The following is a 16,868-nucleotide window of genomic DNA, read 5'->3' as shown; positions in this document are numbered from 1 at the left end:
GAGTCATAAAACAGCCACAGCAAAGAATTGAAATAGCTGAGAACTTAACAAAATAAGTCATTGGAAAGTGTAATTAACCCTTATTATTCAGATTGATAAAAATTATTTGAATAAAAAATCGATTTTTTATTGAATAATTTAACCCTTTTTTACCTCTGCTGCGTTTATAGGGAGCAGAACACACAGACAAATTTATCGACATCAATTCAGTTCGATTAGGAGAAATAAAATGAAATTGAAGACCTTATTTAGCGTTAGCGCTGTCCCCCTTGCATTTGCACTATTGTCATTCAATGCCGCGGCGGTGAGCCCACCACATCCAACAGGGTTAAATGCGCCTATGATCAATATTCAACGTTTCGATCCAAAAGATTACAGCGCACAGGAAGCCACTAAGATGTTCCCTGCTCCGGCAGCAGGTATGGTGCAGCACATTTTAAGTTTACCTAAATTAGAAAACGAAGATGACTACATGGTCGAAATCCAAATTGGTCAGACTCAAATGGTTGATTGCAATAAGCATGGATTAAACGGGGAATTGAAGGAACTGACAGTGCAAGGTTGGGGTTATAACTACTATCAAGTAGATGAAATCGCTGAAGGCCCGAGCACTATGATGGCCTGTTTCGAATTGGCGAAGAAAGAAGCTTTTGTACGTATTCCAGCTGAGCTAAAAATGCGCTACGACAGTCGCTTGCCTAAGGTGTTTTATCTACCAGAAGGCGCTGAACTGCGTTTCAGAACTTGGAAAGTAGACTCAACCTATCAATATTCCAAGTAAATAGCCAAATTTAACTCTTGCGTCATCAATCAAATGCGCTTCGAGTCTTTGCTGATTGATAAAAGCAAAGACTCGAAGCGCATTAACTAGAATCGTTTAATTCTAACGACTTGCATAATTTCTATTTCAAAACCTGCCACAGTTTCTGTCTCTGGGTAATAGATGACATTGATCTTTTGCCCTTGCAGATTACGATATTTTTTCACCCGTCTAAATTTAAACGGTACATCACAATCTTCAATCATAACAGTATGTTGTACCCACTCTGCCTTTTCCCTTTGCATATGGGAAACCACAGTCACACCTTCAGAGTGAACTAAATGTTCATGGGTGGCTAACATCTTTTTTACGGCCTTATTCATGTTCAACTCTTTTATCATCTAGTTGCGACAACAGTGACTCAACTTTCTGTTTAATTTCAGCATATCTCAATTTTTCACAGCGGCCGAAACCACTCAACTTACGCACTTGAAAACGACTCACCAAAGGAACTGACATACCAGCGAGGCAACGACAATAGGTATCAAGTGATAAAGCATCTATGCCTTTGGCCGTTAAATGGTGCTTCAATTCATGTAAATCAGCCAATATCTGCTGATCTGTCGGCCAAGTAGGTTCCGTCGAATAACTCAACTTAGCGAAATGACCGCGGCAAACACTGCAATGACCGCAGACAGCCGGCGTCTCATTATCATCAAAATAACGGGATAAATTGTGGCTTAAGCACGTCTCAAGTTCAAAAAAGCGGACTAACTGCGCTATTCGCGCAATTTCTTTCTGCTCTTTATCAATAAAATAATGGTACAGCTCATCGATGAGTTCCGGACGCGCTAATGCGGCAACATCCACCCGATACACATCAGTAATTCGTTTGGTTTCTAATTCAATCAACTGATGTTCAGCTAAATATTCCAGCGCGGCCAACACGCGACTGCGTTCATGGCCCGTCGCACTGTACAAGGCATCAAAATCTAACGCGCCCCATATTTTCTTCATCTGCGTATGATTAAAAATTTGCGTCAAAAACGCCTGCCGCTCTGGATTAAAGCGGCTCAAAATGGCGTGTTTGTCCACTAAAAATTTGTAATTAACATCGGCGTAATAAGCAAATAACGGCTTAACCACACCTAGAATTTCTAACTGCACAAGTAACGTTCTTAACGGCAACTGGCGAATATTACTCGCAGTCGACACGCCATTAAGCTGACATTCCCACTGAGCAGAATCTTGTTCAAGTCTAATAGCTTCAATGACTTGCGCTATACCTTCTCGCTCAGGCGTATCGCTATACACAAAATTTTCAACGGTATTGAGTCCATCAAGATTGGCTAAAGTCACACAATGGGATAACGCACCATCACGCCCTGCTCTGCCGATTTCTTGACTGTAGTTTTCAATAGATTTAGGCAAATCATAGTGGATCACAAAACGGATATTGCTCTTATCGATTCCCATACCAAAGGCGATGGTAGCAACCACCACTTGCAGCTTATCTTGCATAAAATCATTTTGAATTTGCTGACGTTTTTCATCTTCAAATCCAGCATGATAAGCACTGGCGACGATGCCTTGTTGGCTCAAGAGTCGTGCGACCGTTTCGGCGGTTTGCTGCAAAGTCACATACACAATACCAGCACCTGAGAATGATGTTATCTGCTTAACCAGTAAGGAATTTTTCTCTTGCGTCGACACGGGCAGAACAGTCAAATCTAAATTGGGTCGATAAAATCCCGTTTGTACTATGTGTTCGGGCGCGATATCGAAGCGCTTGGCCATATCCAGTTTCACTTTACGTGTCGCGGTGGCCGTCAGTAACAGTACCAGCGGGATCTCAAGCTCGCGCCGATAATCGGGTAATTTAAGATAATCAGGCCGAAAATTGTGGCCCCATTCTGAAATACAATGCGCCTCATCGACGACCAACATAGACAACGGAACCGATTGAATAAACTGCCTAAAGCGTTCATTTTTGAAACGTTCCACCGACACCATTAAAATTTTCAGTTTGCCAGAGCGCGCATCTGTCATCACTTGCTGACTCTGCTCGGCGCTTAAGGTTGAATCTATGCTAGCCGCATGAATTCCCTTAGATTGTAAAAATTCCAGCTGATCTTTCATCAAGGCGAGTAAAGGCGAAATCACTAAACTCAAATGGGGTAACTGCAATGCTGTAAATTGATAACAAAGGGATTTACCAGAACCTGTCGGGAAAATCGCTAAACTCGACTTCCCTGCTAACAGTTGTGTTATCGTTTGCGCTTGGCCAGGGCGAAATTCAGAAAACCCGAAATCCTGCTGCAACAAACTAACGTATGGATTGGTTTCCGGAATGGGATTGAACATCAACCGTCCTTTACACTTATCCTTACCACCCACAAAATTCGGGCATACCGCAAGAAAAAGATTCAGCATTAAGTGAGTCGACTAGTCTAGCAAATTTTGACGTACTTTACGGAGTTAATTAGCAACAACTGAGTTTTCAAGCCAACTTAACTGCTCATCAGCAGCGTAATTATAGGTGCAGATTTCATTACAACACGATGATTAATATATAATTAATTTACTTTTTCAGTCAGCAATTAAATATGAAAATAAAACCGATTTGTAAAAATTCGATCCGATATCTCCTATGAAAAAACAAGACGTCAGATGAATCTCAGCAAAAAAATACATCTCCGATAAATTGAGCATTTAAGGTTTTCTAGCAAGATATACATTGATCAGCGACGTCAGTTTGTCCTGAAATCTTTCTTCAAAACCATCAATGTCACGCCCTATAGAAACTAAATATTTAGTTGCCTGCTCACGCGAAAGCAGCTTATTTGCAAGACTATATTGCATCTCTTCTAAGGTTTTATCATATCTTGGGATCAATACCCAAGTGCCGACATCGACGTCAAAATGTTGCATCGCTTTCTGGGCTAAAGCACAAAAAGCCTCAATATGATCTACGCCATCAGGTCCGAGACAGCCAGGTTCAATTCGGCATAAAACCGCAATTTTCCTATCGTTTGCAATACTTAAACTCATCTCTAATGCCCCGCGTTATCTAGTCGTAAACATAAGATCTTAACAGTAATTTTACGTGTCTGCACAGATAAGTCACGGCTAACTTACCCTTATTAGATAATCCATTTTAGGCAATAAAACAACTTTAAAATCATATTCTTCAAAACATAGATCCGCGGTTATTTTGTTCTATTCATCAATAATGTCACCTACAACATCCTCATCAGTATGTTGTAAAACATTAAGCGAAATATTTTCATTATGCTCTGACAATAGGGTATCAATGGCTTGGTCAAAACTGTCTAACTTTTGAGTTTCCATATAACGTTTTAACCTCAAAATAATATCCCTGCTCAGCTCAATATGAGACTTTTTTTGCCGTTTTTTTATTTGAGATAATTCTTTGCGAACCATACGCCAGCCAAAATCAGTAAAATACTGATTGAGCATTTTGTTTACATTAGTAAGCTCGTTGTCGATCCGCAGTGCCTTTTTGCGTAATCGGACCAATTCATTTAGTTGTGTCACCAACTTAGTATAGAAAACCGTTTGTAACTCAGCGTCACAAAACCAATCCGGTTTAGATGCCACAACTTCAGGATTGATAAGGCGATAAATTAAGGGTAAGGCAAAAATTAATTCTGCTTCCTCAAGCAATAATAATTTTCTCCCTGCTGTTGGTTTGTCTTGTTGATATATCCAGGCTTGCGGTTCCATAAATACGTTTCTTTAGCTAAGCATGCGTCTAATGCAGATGAAATAAATCGGTCCTTATGCTAGTACAAATCGATAAGTATTAATATATGGTTCAACCATTTTTTGTGTGTGATATCGATTCCTTGTGCTTCCTTTTACTTTAGGAAGAATAACTCAACTCATATCAGGTCAAATACACAATAAGCTGTTGTACTTATTAGCTTAAATTTCATCCAACATACAAGCCTAGTTTAGCGGCATTCCATTCAACAAAGCCAATAAAATGGTTAAACCATTCTTTAAAATTGTGATTCTTTGGCTAACCAAGTTAGAAACCACCGCATGTAGGAAGTACGAATTACATACTATTTTTGCTTTCAATTCTATATCTGCATAATTAATCGCCATTGTTCAAACGGCTTTATCTTAGCTATTTTTTAAACTAAAAAACCAACTAAATGCTATTTAATGCGCCCTATTCTGATAACAGAAGTTTATTTGAACAAATAAGCACTCTACCAGTGATAATGACGATTATCACTGGTAGATGTAGGCGTGATTTGCGTATAATTACGCCTTCTTAATTCGATATCAGGTGACTTCAACGGCATGTCTAAAATGATCCGGACAAATAGTAATGCTCAAAATAACACCAATGTATCGAATGAAAGAGTGACTGGATCAGATCATCACAATAATAACCGTGCTGAACAGCTACGTTTTTTTGAAGAGACTTTCCTGCCACAATCTGTTCGAAGTGATTATTTAAGTGCTGCCGAAGAAACTGAATATGAAATTTCAGCCAACACCCGCCGTGTTTATAATACGAGCTTTAGTCTATTTAGCCGTTATTGTGCGGAGCACCAACTGCAGGCCCTGCCCGCAGATCCAAGAAGCGTAATTTCATTTATTGGTCATCAAAAAGAATTGATCCAAGAGAGTACTGGAGTACAACTTTCTAAACAGACATTAACGACTCGACTCGCGGCGATTCGCTACCATCATATTCAAGCAGGATTCCACTCGCCTACCGAGCACCCTCTGGTGATCAGAGTGATGCGTGGCTTGAGTAGAAATCAATCTCGCCATGTGAGTGATTATGATCAACAACCGATTATGTATGATGAAGTGGAAATGCTCATTCAAGCTATCGATGAACAAGTGCAGCCATTAACCCGAGCAAGAGACAAAGCCATTATTCAGTTAGGATTACAAGGTGGGTTTCGCCGTTCTGAACTTGCAGATATAAAAGTTCAATATGTCAGTTTTTTACGTAATAAGCTAAAAGTGCGCCTACCTTATTCGAAGAGTAATCAGCAAGGTCAACGGGAATGGAAAGACCTGCCAGATCATGAACCTTTTGCAGCACTCAACGCGGTAAAAAATTGGTTATCACTCGCCAATATTGAGGATGGACATTTATTTAGATCGCTTTCCCGTGATGGGAAATATTTACGCCCTTATCAAATAGTAGAACATCACTCTGAAGCTAATTCAAGTTTACATAAAAATAGTGGTTTTCTCACGGGAGATGATATTTATCGCATCATTAAAAAATATTGCACAAAAGCGGGCCTACCTGCAAAGTTTTATGGTGCCCACAGTCTGCGTAGTGGTTGTGTCACTCAACTCCATGAAAATGATAAAGATCATTTATACATTATGGCCAGAACTGGCCATACCGATCCTCGATCACTCCGCCATTATTTAAAACCAAGAGACTAAAACCCAAAAGACTAAACTAGATCATGACTCGGTAAGAATCAGTTAGTCTTTTACCTAAAATAAAATAGCAATTTTAATGTTAAATATAAATCTGTCATGTTTATGAATAAAGATGATATTCAGTAATTTATATTTAAATTATTTCCAAGTTTTATATTTAAAAATAATTAAAGCAATAACTTCACATTATATATTTTTATCTGTGACACAAGATTTGACATCATAGCAGAATAAAAATCCTAATCGAGGTACTTTGACCTCAGCAGCTTAGACCATAGCGACCATAGCAAACTGCTGGTTAACATTTTTATAGCATATCGGGTTTATTGCTCACTGCAGTATTATTGTAATATAAAATCATCTTTATTGTCATATTGATACTTTAGCCTTAGTCACGAAATTTAATCCATCGTACTAGCCGGAGTAATATATGAGTAAGGCCACCTTTGATCCTACACTTTATAATAAAAGTAATAACGAGCCATTTAACCAAGTGTTGGATAAACATTTATCTCGCCGTAACTTCGTAAAAAGTGGTTTAGGCCTCAGTGCTATGACAGCTTTTGCCAGTGTAGGCTTAACTGCTTGCGGATCAGATGACGCCCCTGTTACAAAACCTGTTGATCCAGTGACACCTTTGCCACCAACAAAAAGTACCGCCAAGCTAAACTTTACGTCAGTTGCAGGTTCTCGTTTAGATGCCGTCGTTGTACCAGAAGGCTATACAGCGCAGGTACTTGCACCATGGGGCACGCCATTAAATGCAAAAGCGGCACTATGGAAAAGCGATGGTAGTAACACTGCCGATGACCAAGCGAACTCAGTCGGTATGCACCACGATGGCATGCATTTCTTTCCATTAAATGATACGGGTAATGACGGTTTACTTTGCATTAACCATGAATATATTGATGAAGTTGCATTACATCCTGCAGGACAAACTTTTGATCCTACTTCAGGTTTGCGCACAATTATCGATGAGGTACGTAAAGAAATCAACGCCCATGGCGTATCGGTTGTACGTATAAAACTGGTTAATAATCAATGGGAAGTGGTTAGCAATGATAACCATAACCGCCGATTCACCGGTGCGACTGTAATGGATATTAGCGGTCCTCTCGCCTACTCTTCTCTACTCGAAACCCGCTACTCTCCCGACGGTAGTCAGGCTCGCGGTACATTAAATAACTGCGGCAATGGTTACACGCCTTGGGGCACTTATTTGACCTGTGAAGAAAACTGGCCAGGCTACTTCGCTAACCGTGGTACGTTAACTGCCGAGCAAAATCGCATTGGGATCAGCAAAACCAGCACACGTTATGGCTGGGATGATCTTGCAGGTCATGATGAAGAACGTCTCGATGAATTCGCGCGTTTTGATGTCACGCCAAAAGGTGCAAGTGCTCAAGATGACTATCGTAATGAAGCGAATGGTCACGGTTATATTGTTGAAATTGACCCTTTCAATCCAACATCGCGCGCAGTAAAACGTACCGCGCTTGGTCGTTTCCGCCATGAGGGATGTACCTTTGGCAAATTAACTGAAGGTAAGCCAGTAGTGTTCTATTCTGGCCACGATTCACAATTCGAATACCTCTATAAATTTGTCTCGGCCGCGGCATGGGATGCAAAAGATGCTGACAGCAGCAATCGCATACAAACTGGCGATAAGTATATGAATGAAGGTACTTTATATGCAGCTAAGTTTAATGCAAATGGTGGTGGTGTTTGGTTGCCTTTAACCTTAGATAGCCAGACTACGGACGGAAAAACCCTAGGCAATACTTTCGCTAGCTTAGCCGAGATTATTTTGAACACCGCAGGCGCAGCGGATCTTGTTGGTGCAACACCGATGGATCGCCCTGAATGGTGTGCTGTCGATCCTTTCACAGGTTCAATTTATTTGACCCTGACCAACAACTCAAAACGAACTGAAACCAATCCAGCGAACCCAAGATTGAAAAACCACTTTGGCCATATTATTCGTTGGGATGAAAGTGACAAAGATACTGAATTTACATGGGATATCTTCGTATTCGGATCACCAAGTGATGGTAACGCAGAAACAAACTTATCAGGCTTAACCGATCTTAACCAATTTGCCAGCCCAGACGGTTTGGCCTTCGATCAACGCGGTATTTTGTGGGTTCAAACAGACAATGGAGCCAAGGAGGTCGCAGAAGAAACCAACGATCAGATGCTAGCAATAGTGCCTTCAACGCTTGTTGATGGCCAAGAGAAACAGCTAGGTGTAACGGCTGATAACCAAATGGAATTAAAGCGTTTCTTCGTTGGACCAAACGACTGTGAGGTTACGGGTTTTGCTATTAGCCCTGATTATACTTCTGTTTTTGCTAACATTCAGCATCCCGGTAATTGGCCTTATTCGTCCAATGCCGCTGAAAAAACGCCTGCGGGCACGACATTACGCCCTCGCGCCGCTACGGTCGTTATCCGTAAGTTAGATGGTAAAGAAGTCGCGGTATAAACAATTATGCTTGTGCAAGGTATCTTCTTAATATGAAGTTCCTATAAGTTAATTGCTACACATAACAAATTCCCTCACTGTAGGGGATTTGTTATTTAAGAAGATAGTTAACTAGCCTTTTTCATAATAGATTAAATCCAACATCTATTAACTCTTACTACGACTTGCTTGTTCAAAGGCCAGTTCAAAAGCATCGGTAAAATCTGTAATTGGCAGAAGGTCCTCACGGCAACGGCGATTGCGGCCAAGTAAGGAAGATTCAACAAACAAATCAAACCAAGTACTTAAGGCTTTGCCATTAGCCGCTTCGCCAATCGCTCCTAAAGCCAATGATGCCACCTCGGCGGTGCCAAGTTGAAAATCATGACTACCTTTACGCAATGCATAGGTCGCGAGCGTGTCGGGATCGAAGGAAAGCAACGGCAGTGAGTGTAAGTAAGGACTCTTACGGAACATTTTAATCGCTTCACGCCAACTGCCATCGAGCATGATTAGCAGCGGCCGTTTACCTTCGGCCAATGTCGACATCGGCACTTGGTTCAGTACGGTTTGCCCTTGCTCTGCATATTGGGCAGGAAACACTAAATAGGGTTGATATTGCAGCGAATTCAGCAAAGCAAGCAACTCAGCTTCAGGTTCTGTACGTGACCAAATATAGGCGTGGGTATCAGGAATAAGGTCTGCTATGAGTCGTCCACTATTAGTCGGCTTTAACACCTCATCGTTATACATAATCAGCAGGAAACTGGCGTGAGTATCTAACTGACGGCGTAGCGCACAGGTACAGAACTGCTCACCTAAGAGGCATAATGGACAGCGGATCAGTTTTTTACCGCGGGCACCAAAGGGTTTAGTCGAAATAGACTTACGGTACTGATATAAATGGTGTACTGCATGGGGGGCTAAAGCCATAAAAACCAATTCTCTATCAAACTTATTAAGGATCGCGACCACATCAGTTAGCACTTTTTTATCGCGGTGGCGCAGTTTATCCCTTGGCCATCAATGGTGCAATCGCGTAATACATTATCGTGATAAAAGGCCGGTGTCAGTGGTTGTGGTTTCATCTGCAGCCTAACGTCAGCGAGATAATTTAAGAGCACAGAGCAACCATCTCTTAAAACATCTGTAATGTATTAATCTGTGTTGCCACTTAGTATGCAACACTAAACCGACCAAATTAACGTTTAAATTACTTATTGGGGGAGTATTGAAACTAAATATCAGTAATGACTTAACTTAGTGTGGAATTGCCCTAATATCATGCGAAAATCTACTCTACAAATACAGTCTCAATGAAAGGTCAATTATGCACCCAAAAGCCCCGATCGCTTCTATACCGTTATTAAGCGGCGTACTGCTCACTGCTACGCTATTTTCTAATGTCACTACGGCCCAAACGCTTAATACCAAAGACATCCAATCAATTGTAGATTCCGCAGTTAAACCACTGATGGCCGAGTATGCTATTCCCGGTGCAGTAATTGGCATCACCATAGAAGGTAAACAGTATTTTTACCAATATGGCGTCAGTTCTAAAACCTCTGGGCAAAGTGTGACTGAAGATACCCTGTTCGAGATTGGCTCTATCAGTAAAACCTTTACCGCAACACTGGCTAACTATGCACAGGGCGAAGGTAAATTAACACTCACGGATATGGCCAGTGATTATGTTCCAGCATTAAAAGGCAGCCATTTTGATAAGATTAGTCTCATCAATTTAGCCACCCACACAGCGGGTGATTTGCCGATGCAAGTTCCTGATAAGGTCACTAATAACGCAGAGTTAATGGATTACCTTAAGCATTGGCAACCATCATTTGCCGCGGGGACCCATAGGAATTACGCCAATCCGAGTATTGGGCTGCTTGGCATGATTGCCGCGCAGAGTTTAGGGCAAACGTTTCCACAAGTACTTGAGCAAACACTATTTCCACAATTGGGTATGACAAACAGCTATCTCAAGGTTCCTAGCAACAAAATGGCCGATTATGCCCAAGGCTATGATAAGCAAGACATGCCAGTGCGAGTCAATCCCGGTGTATTAGCCGATGAAGCCTATGGCGTTAAAACCTCTGCCAAGGATTTACTGCAATTTGTTGAGGCCAATATGCAAATGCACCCGCTTGCCAAACCACTGCAAACGGCACTCGATGAGACCCACACGGGATACTTTGATGTGGGCATGATGACCCAAGATATGATTTGGGAGCATTACTCATATCCTATTGATCTTGATAAAATACTTAAGGGTCACACTCAGGAAGTCGTATTTGGCAGTACGCCAGTTAAACCCATAGTGCCGCCCCTCGCGCCGCAGCAAAATGTGTGGATCAATAAAACAGGTTCTACTGGCGGTTTTGCCGCTTATGCAGCCTTTATTCCTGCAAAAAAACTTGGCATAGTATTGTTAAGCAATAAAAATTATCCCGTACCGCCTCGGGTGACTGTGGGGTATCAGATTTTAACTGGGGTCGAAAAATTGCAAAAATAGCCATGCGCCAGAATGGAGGAGATAAGTGTATTAGTACTATCTCCTTTTTCTTAACGATATTTTCTTGTCGCGACTGATTTATGGCTGACGCCTTGCTACTAACTCACAGCTTCCTTGCAATCTCCCTTTTCTCATCGGCGGCTTGTAAGAAAAGATGCACCACAGGGTTAATCCTTGCGTTAATTCATTTGCAACTCATCGACCTAGTTAACAGACAAATAACCTATCGTAAGTTTAGCTTTACAGCTTAAAATCAGGATAAAAACTTATGCATCGCATTAAAAATTATTTCGTTAAATCAATATGATTGACACTTGAAGTTACGCTTTTAGGGAGTAAGATGCGCGCAAATACCTTAAGTGACCTTTTTCGGAAATATCATGTCAGGCACGCCACATTCTCCTATTCATCACGATGTCGCTCCAGCGGCGAGTCAGTCTAGCCTACTGTTAATGATTGTCTTTATGGTCGCCTGTGGCCAAATGGCGCAGACGATTTTTGTACCTGCCCTTCCACAAATCGCACTCGGGCTCCATGTGGACGCCAGCCAACTACAAGCCGTGATGGCCTGTTACTTACTTTCCTACGGGATCTTTCAATTTGTGTATGGCCCAGTGTCAGATCGCGTTGGCCGTAAAATGCCACTCATCGTGGGTATCGCAATTTTCGTTCTAGGCGCTGTGTTCGCGGCGAAGGCCACAAGTTTTAACCAACTGATAATGGCAAGCCTTATCCAAGGATTAGGCACAGCCAGCGCAGGCGCATTGTGCCGTAGCATTCCCCGCGATCATTACTTTGGCGACCGACTGGTAAAATTTAATAGCTATGTCTCTATGGCCGTAGTGTTTTTACCTTTGCTTGCACCATTTATCGGCAGCGCCACTGCGGCCTATTTTGGCTGGCAAGCCGTATACTGGGTATTAGCGGGATTCGGTGTCGCGGTCTGGCTATTGTTAATATTCCTCTTTAAAGAGTCTTTACCTAAGGCTCAACGGGAACATCAAGCCGTTTTCAAATCCTATAAGCATGTCCTGCGCCATAGAGCGTTTCGCGCTTATTTATTTTCATTGATCGCCACCTTTGCCGGTATTGCGGCGTTTGAAGCCATTGCTGGCGTACTCTATGGCCAATATCTCGGACTGACGCCTTTTATGGTCAGTTGCTATTTTGTTGCGCCAATTCCTGGCTACTTACTGGGGGCTCTCATCGCGGGCCGACAGAATAAGCCACAAAGGGTTGTTTACCAAGGTGTTGCGTTACTCGGTGCTGGCGCATTATTTATGTTGATCCCAGGTCTTTTTAATTTAGTAGTTGGCTGGAGTTTACTTATTGGATCAATTTTATTCTTCAGTGGCGCAGGCATGCTGTTCCCTACCCTAACATCTGCTGCGTTAGAGCCATTTCCACGTCAGGCGGGGATTGCGGGCGCATTATTGGGGGGATTACAAAATTTTGGTGCCGGACTTGCCGCATTAACTATGTCTTTAGTGCCTATGGGCGGCCAGTTGAGCATAGGTTTATTAAGTGCTGTAATGGTGGTTTTAGTGATCCTGTCTCTTTATTACGCCAAAGATCAAAATGATACTCACCAGAATTTAATGCCACAGATTTAATGCATATGATTTGAAGCGACAATTCTTGGTTTAAGCTAAATCTATTACCGTCAGTCAATAAAAAGCCCACATTGTTGTGGGCTTTTTAAATCGATAACACACTGTAATAAATCAAAAATATCGATTAATTTATTGCTTCTATAGCTTTAATCGTTACAAAATGCGACGCAGTAAAAAGTCAGCTTTAAGGCGACGAATTCGGGTCATGATCTTCTTCACTGGCGCGGGATAGCTCTGTAAGGTATCCACTTGGCTGTAGTGATATAACCGCTGTGTGTGTTCCAGAATATGCGCCTGCTCGGCTTCAAACTGGGCTTTCCAGCAGCCAATTTCATCTTGGATCAACAAACCATTCTCAAGATCCAGCGCCCAAGCTCTTGGATTCAGATTAGAACCTGTGATCAAATGCTTATTACCGTCGGCACTGATGCCTTTGAGGTGATAACTGTTGATGCCGTGTTTCCACAGATGGATATTCAACTGACCATTATCAATCGCCCACTGTTGGCGTTTAGCGAACTTACGCAATGATTGCTCATACATATAGGGCAAGGCACCTATGGTCGAGAAATCCTGCTCAGGCGGAATATAAAAATCGTTAGCCGTCTTGTCGCCCACAACGATATCGATGCGTTTGCCATTGCGTAAATGCTTCGCTAAAGCGCGCACTAAAATGTACGGCGGATTAAAATAGGGCGTGCAAATAAACAGCGAGTCTTTTGACTCTTCCACCAAGGCGACAACCACTTTATTGAGCAAGTTTTTCTTGCGTCCTAGCCCAAGTAACGGCGTGATGCGATTGCCATCACGGGTTTCCTTAAACTGATACTCAGCGTCAGACAGTCTCAGCTTAAAGCTACGCATATCCGTCTTTGGTGGTAGCACTTCTTGCTCAGCATCTTGCGTTAATGAACACACAGCTGGATCAGAAATGATATTTTTCTGGATCATCGCGCGCATACTGCGCGCTAATTCGGCAGACTCAATCAAGTGATAACGATCGAAACGGTACTTATCGTGTTGTTGCAAATAGATATTATTGAGACTGGCACCGCTATAAATCACGGCATCATCGATAATAAATCCCTTAAGATGCAACACACCCATAAATTCACGGGATTTGACGGGTACACCTAAGATATCGATGGGATGTTCGGCTTCAGCCATAACTCTGCGGTACATCAAATAGTTACCGCTATCACCTTTATGGCCAATCAAGCCACGTCTCGCACGGTGAAAATCGACTAACACTTTGATATCAAGCGTTGGATTTGCTGCTTTGGCATCCATGAGGGCTTGTAATATCTCACGACCCGCTTCGTCATCTTCTAAATACAGCGCCGCAATATAAATACTGTGCTTGGCGCTCGCAATACGAGCGAGTAATTCTGCCTTGAAACGGCATGGCGTGAGCAACCACGTTAAAGCCTCGGGTTGAACGGCTATTCCACCAAGCTTATCTAGCAAGGCATCCTCCTTTAAACATGCTGACCACCCCGATAGGAAGCACTAGGGTTCAGTGATAAAAACATCACAGCAATATGTGTTAACTCTGGATAGGCCTCTGTCACTGCCAACCTGATCGTTTGTTCTACTTTAAGATGTATATCAGGGTCCTTAGGGAACCAGAGTAACTCAACTTGGACAAAGCGTTGATCAATTTTTCCATTTCGAAAACTGATGCTTGGGATCCAATCTAATGTGAAACTCTCTGCATTACCTTTACATATATCCGCCAATGACTGCAGTAATGTTTGGCTGAACGCTGCAACGACCGCTTGTGGTAAGCCGCGCATACTAATATGTGGCATGGTTTAGTTGTTACCTAAGAACCTAAAATCGTAAGGGGTAGAAATTACCGACTTCACCTCGTCTCGGCAAGACTTTTCTCCCAAAAGTCTTGTTAAACCTAACGGTTTTGCTGGTAATTTGACCTCACGCGATTTTATTCCACTTCAGTGCACCGATTTACCTAAAAATCTTCTTCATTTATCCTTGCTTGAAATCGCATTTTACGGCGAGTATTCTCGGCATTATTTGCCCGTCCACACAATATTTCGCCCCTAAATAGGGTGATTCTTAACGCTACAAATCAGTCCAAATTTCACTAAACTGCACCCAAAATGTCTGCCAAATCACAAAATAATCTTCAAACCCATTTCATTCACCCCGAATCCAGTGATTTAGCGTAAACTAAACCGCCTATCTGCGATTAGACCACACGATACAAGATTAAGACTATGAACAAAAAAATTCTGCTGACGTTAGCACTGACATTGCTGTTTGCTTGGGGTATTTTCCATTTTAAAACCCAGTTAGGGTTACTCATCCTGCCGTTGTTTATTGGGCTAGTATTGTTTGTTACCCTACGTTTATATCGCTTGATGGAAAAGGATGACGGCAGCAGTGAGGATTAACCGCACACAATACCAACCTAATCTTAATGATGTTTTGATAAAAATGGCCAATAGCTAACATGGAAACGTTACTGAAAACCACTCTATATGCCGGCCTGCTCCTAGCCGCAAGTCATAATATGGCCTATGCAGAGCAACATGATTCTAGGCCGATAAGTGCTCAAACCACTTCGCTTAGCCAAGCAATCAGTAAGATCAGCCCTCGACATTCACAAATCGCCTTACTGGCAATGAATATGTCGAACAATCAAGTGATCTATAGCCAACAAGCTGAGACCTTGTTTATTCCAGCCAGTACCCAAAAGCTGCTCACGGCAGTCAGTGCTATGGCTCAGCTTGGGCCTGATTTTCGTTATGTCACACAATTATGGACAGATGCACCGATACGCAAGGGCCATATCGCAGGCAGTGCTTATCTGCGTTTTAGTGGCGATCCCACGCTGACTCAAGCCGATCTCAAGGCCATTTTTGTCAATCTCGTAAAACAAGGCATTAATCGCATTGATGGACATCTGTATTTGCTCGGCGATAAACAAGAGCAAATGCAAGCTCCCGGTTGGGTATGGGATGACTTAGGTATTTGTTTTGCTGCGCCTGTATCGAGTTATATTATCAATCAAAACTGTGTCTATGGTCAGTTTAGCCCCAGCTCTACCAGCAAACCTTCACAGGTAAGTCTGCGTGCGGGGAGTTATGGAGTTAAAATCAGCAGCGATGCGGTGTTTGATCAAAAGGCGAGCCGCGAATTTTGCCAACTTGATATGGTCAGATTAGGTCAAAATAACTACCATTTACGCGGCTGTTACCCTGGCGGTGAGGCGATACCACTGGCGATTGCGGTCAGCGATCCGTTCAAATTTGCCCAAGATAACCTCACCTCCCTACTTAAAGGCGAGATGTCTCTTGCGGGTAAAGTACAACTCGGCACTAGCTTACCCCAAAAGGCAAAACTAATTGCCAGCCATAGCTCGGCGCCCTTACCTGAGCTGCTCGAGACTATGCTGCTCAAGTCAGATAATTTGATTGCCGATAGCCTTTTTAAGCAACTTGGTAAAAGTTATTTTAAGACCCAAGGCAGCTTTACCAATGGTGCCGCTGCCATGCAGCGAATTTTAACGAATTTAGGCATAGATTTGAGTAACGCCAATATTGTGGATGGTTCAGGATTGTCACGCTATAACTTGCTCAATGCCAAGCAGTTAGCCGCGGTGTTGGCGCTAATCCACCAAGATAGCCGCTTTAGTCCGTTAATCACGAGTCTGCCACAGGCGGGGATCAGCGGCACCTTAAGATATCGCATGGGCTACAACAAGCCGCCGCTTAAACAGCAAATTTTTGCTAAAACAGGCTCGATGCAAGGCGTGTCTAACTTAGCGGGGTTTATCCGTTTGCCCCAGCATAACGATACCTTGTTTGTAATCCTTGAGAATGGCATGAGTCCTGAATTGAAAAATCAACATAAACCCTCATTCAATGCCGAGTTTCTTAAACAATTGATTTCAGTGCTGCAACCGTCATCAACCACTGCGACTGTGAATACTGCGGCTCACTAGAGTCATTAATTAACTGCTACAGAGTAAAAAATTTGCACAAAAAAGCACTGAGTCATCAGTGCTTTTTCAGTTTTTATCTAAACGAATATACC

The 16,868-nt window shown here is 42.4% G+C and carries 14 protein-coding genes; 7 read left to right on the top strand and 7 right to left on the bottom strand.

What is annotated here, in order from left to right:
• The first annotated feature begins 229 nt into the window (after nucleotides 1-229).
• The gene (eco, locus tag L5L98_RS04625; RefSeq protein ID WP_263138884.1) at nucleotides 230-781 is read left to right on the top strand and encodes a serine protease inhibitor ecotin; all 552 of its coding nucleotides are present in this window, start codon (nucleotides 230-232) and stop codon (nucleotides 779-781) included.
• 86 nt (nucleotides 782-867) lie between these two features.
• Here the strand turns inward: eco and L5L98_RS04620 are convergent, their stop codons facing one another.
• The 4 genes from L5L98_RS04620 to L5L98_RS04605 all read right to left on the bottom strand — a co-directional run bounded on the left by L5L98_RS04620 (nucleotide 868) and on the right by L5L98_RS04605 (nucleotide 4,507).
• Nucleotides 868-1,143 carry a hypothetical protein gene (locus L5L98_RS04620; RefSeq protein ID WP_006081699.1) on the bottom strand — a complete coding sequence of 92 codons (276 nt, stop codon included), beginning with the start codon at nucleotides 1,141-1,143 and terminating at the stop codon, nucleotides 868-870.
• Entirely contained in the window at nucleotides 1,136-3,124 is a 1,989-nt protein-coding gene (locus L5L98_RS04615) for an ATP-dependent DNA helicase RecQ (RefSeq protein ID WP_263138879.1), read from the bottom strand. The genes L5L98_RS04620 and L5L98_RS04615 overlap by 8 nt, the downstream gene beginning before the upstream one ends.
• Before the next feature lie 348 nt (nucleotides 3,125-3,472).
• Nucleotides 3,473-3,811, bottom strand: coding sequence for a hypothetical protein (locus L5L98_RS04610; RefSeq protein WP_263138877.1), 339 nt, complete (start codon nucleotides 3,809-3,811; stop codon nucleotides 3,473-3,475).
• A gap of 168 nt (nucleotides 3,812-3,979) precedes the next feature.
• Nucleotides 3,980-4,507 (bottom strand): hypothetical protein, encoded by a 528-nt coding sequence (locus L5L98_RS04605; RefSeq protein WP_263138876.1) that lies wholly within the window; start codon nucleotides 4,505-4,507, stop codon nucleotides 3,980-3,982.
• A gap of 588 nt (nucleotides 4,508-5,095) precedes the next feature.
• Here L5L98_RS04605 and L5L98_RS04600 point away from each other — a divergent pair.
• Both L5L98_RS04600 and L5L98_RS04595 read left to right on the top strand, forming a co-directional pair.
• Nucleotides 5,096-6,211, top strand: a complete 1,116-nt coding sequence (locus L5L98_RS04600; RefSeq protein ID WP_263138875.1) for a tyrosine-type recombinase/integrase — start codon at nucleotides 5,096-5,098, stop codon at nucleotides 6,209-6,211.
• 430 nt (nucleotides 6,212-6,641) lie between these two features.
• Nucleotides 6,642-8,699 carry a PhoX family protein gene (locus L5L98_RS04595; RefSeq protein ID WP_263138874.1) on the top strand — a complete coding sequence of 686 codons (2,058 nt, stop codon included), beginning with the start codon at nucleotides 6,642-6,644 and terminating at the stop codon, nucleotides 8,697-8,699.
• A gap of 147 nt (nucleotides 8,700-8,846) precedes the next feature.
• Here L5L98_RS04595 and L5L98_RS04590 read toward each other — a convergent pair whose 3' ends face one another.
• The gene (locus L5L98_RS04590) at nucleotides 8,847-9,611 is read right to left on the bottom strand and encodes a tRNA-uridine aminocarboxypropyltransferase (protein ID WP_263138873.1); all 765 of its coding nucleotides are present in this window, start codon (nucleotides 9,609-9,611) and stop codon (nucleotides 8,847-8,849) included.
• A 397-nt stretch (nucleotides 9,612-10,008) separates the two neighbouring features.
• On the opposite strand from L5L98_RS04590, the gene ampC reads away from it, so the two are divergent.
• Nucleotides 10,009-11,193 carry a class C beta-lactamase gene (gene ampC / locus L5L98_RS04585; protein WP_263138870.1) on the top strand — a complete coding sequence of 395 codons (1,185 nt, stop codon included), beginning with the start codon at nucleotides 10,009-10,011 and terminating at the stop codon, nucleotides 11,191-11,193.
• Nucleotides 11,194-11,573: 380 nt separating this feature from the next.
• A complete protein-coding gene (gene emrD / locus L5L98_RS04580; protein WP_263138868.1) occupies nucleotides 11,574-12,806 on the top strand; it encodes a multidrug efflux MFS transporter EmrD in 1,233 nt (410 codons plus the stop codon).
• A gap of 153 nt (nucleotides 12,807-12,959) precedes the next feature.
• Here emrD and pssA read toward each other — a convergent pair whose 3' ends face one another.
• Together pssA and L5L98_RS04570 are read right to left on the bottom strand one after the other, a co-directional pair.
• Entirely contained in the window at nucleotides 12,960-14,273 is a 1,314-nt protein-coding gene (gene pssA / locus L5L98_RS04575; RefSeq protein ID WP_028759883.1) for a CDP-diacylglycerol--serine O-phosphatidyltransferase, read from the bottom strand.
• A gap of 11 nt (nucleotides 14,274-14,284) precedes the next feature.
• Nucleotides 14,285-14,617: a DUF1904 domain-containing protein gene (locus tag L5L98_RS04570; protein WP_028759882.1), complete on the bottom strand. Its 333-nt coding sequence runs from the start codon at nucleotides 14,615-14,617 to the stop codon at nucleotides 14,285-14,287.
• Between the two features lie 429 nt (nucleotides 14,618-15,046).
• Between L5L98_RS04570 and L5L98_RS04565 the strand changes: the two genes are divergently transcribed.
• Nucleotides 15,047-15,223: a hypothetical protein gene (locus tag L5L98_RS04565; RefSeq protein ID WP_006081710.1), complete on the top strand. Its 177-nt coding sequence runs from the start codon at nucleotides 15,047-15,049 to the stop codon at nucleotides 15,221-15,223.
• 59 nt (nucleotides 15,224-15,282) lie between these two features.
• Nucleotides 15,283-16,776, top strand: a complete 1,494-nt coding sequence (gene dacB / locus L5L98_RS04560; RefSeq protein WP_219234132.1) for a D-alanyl-D-alanine carboxypeptidase/D-alanyl-D-alanine-endopeptidase — start codon at nucleotides 15,283-15,285, stop codon at nucleotides 16,774-16,776.
• Nucleotides 16,777-16,868: the final 92 nt, after the last annotated feature.

The organism is Shewanella sp. SM23, from assembly GCF_025654295.1.
GTDB lineage: Bacteria > Pseudomonadota > Gammaproteobacteria > Enterobacterales > Shewanellaceae > Shewanella > Shewanella oncorhynchi.
Note: the sequence above shows the minus strand (reverse complement) of the source record. Positions and strands in the feature narration are given on the sequence as shown.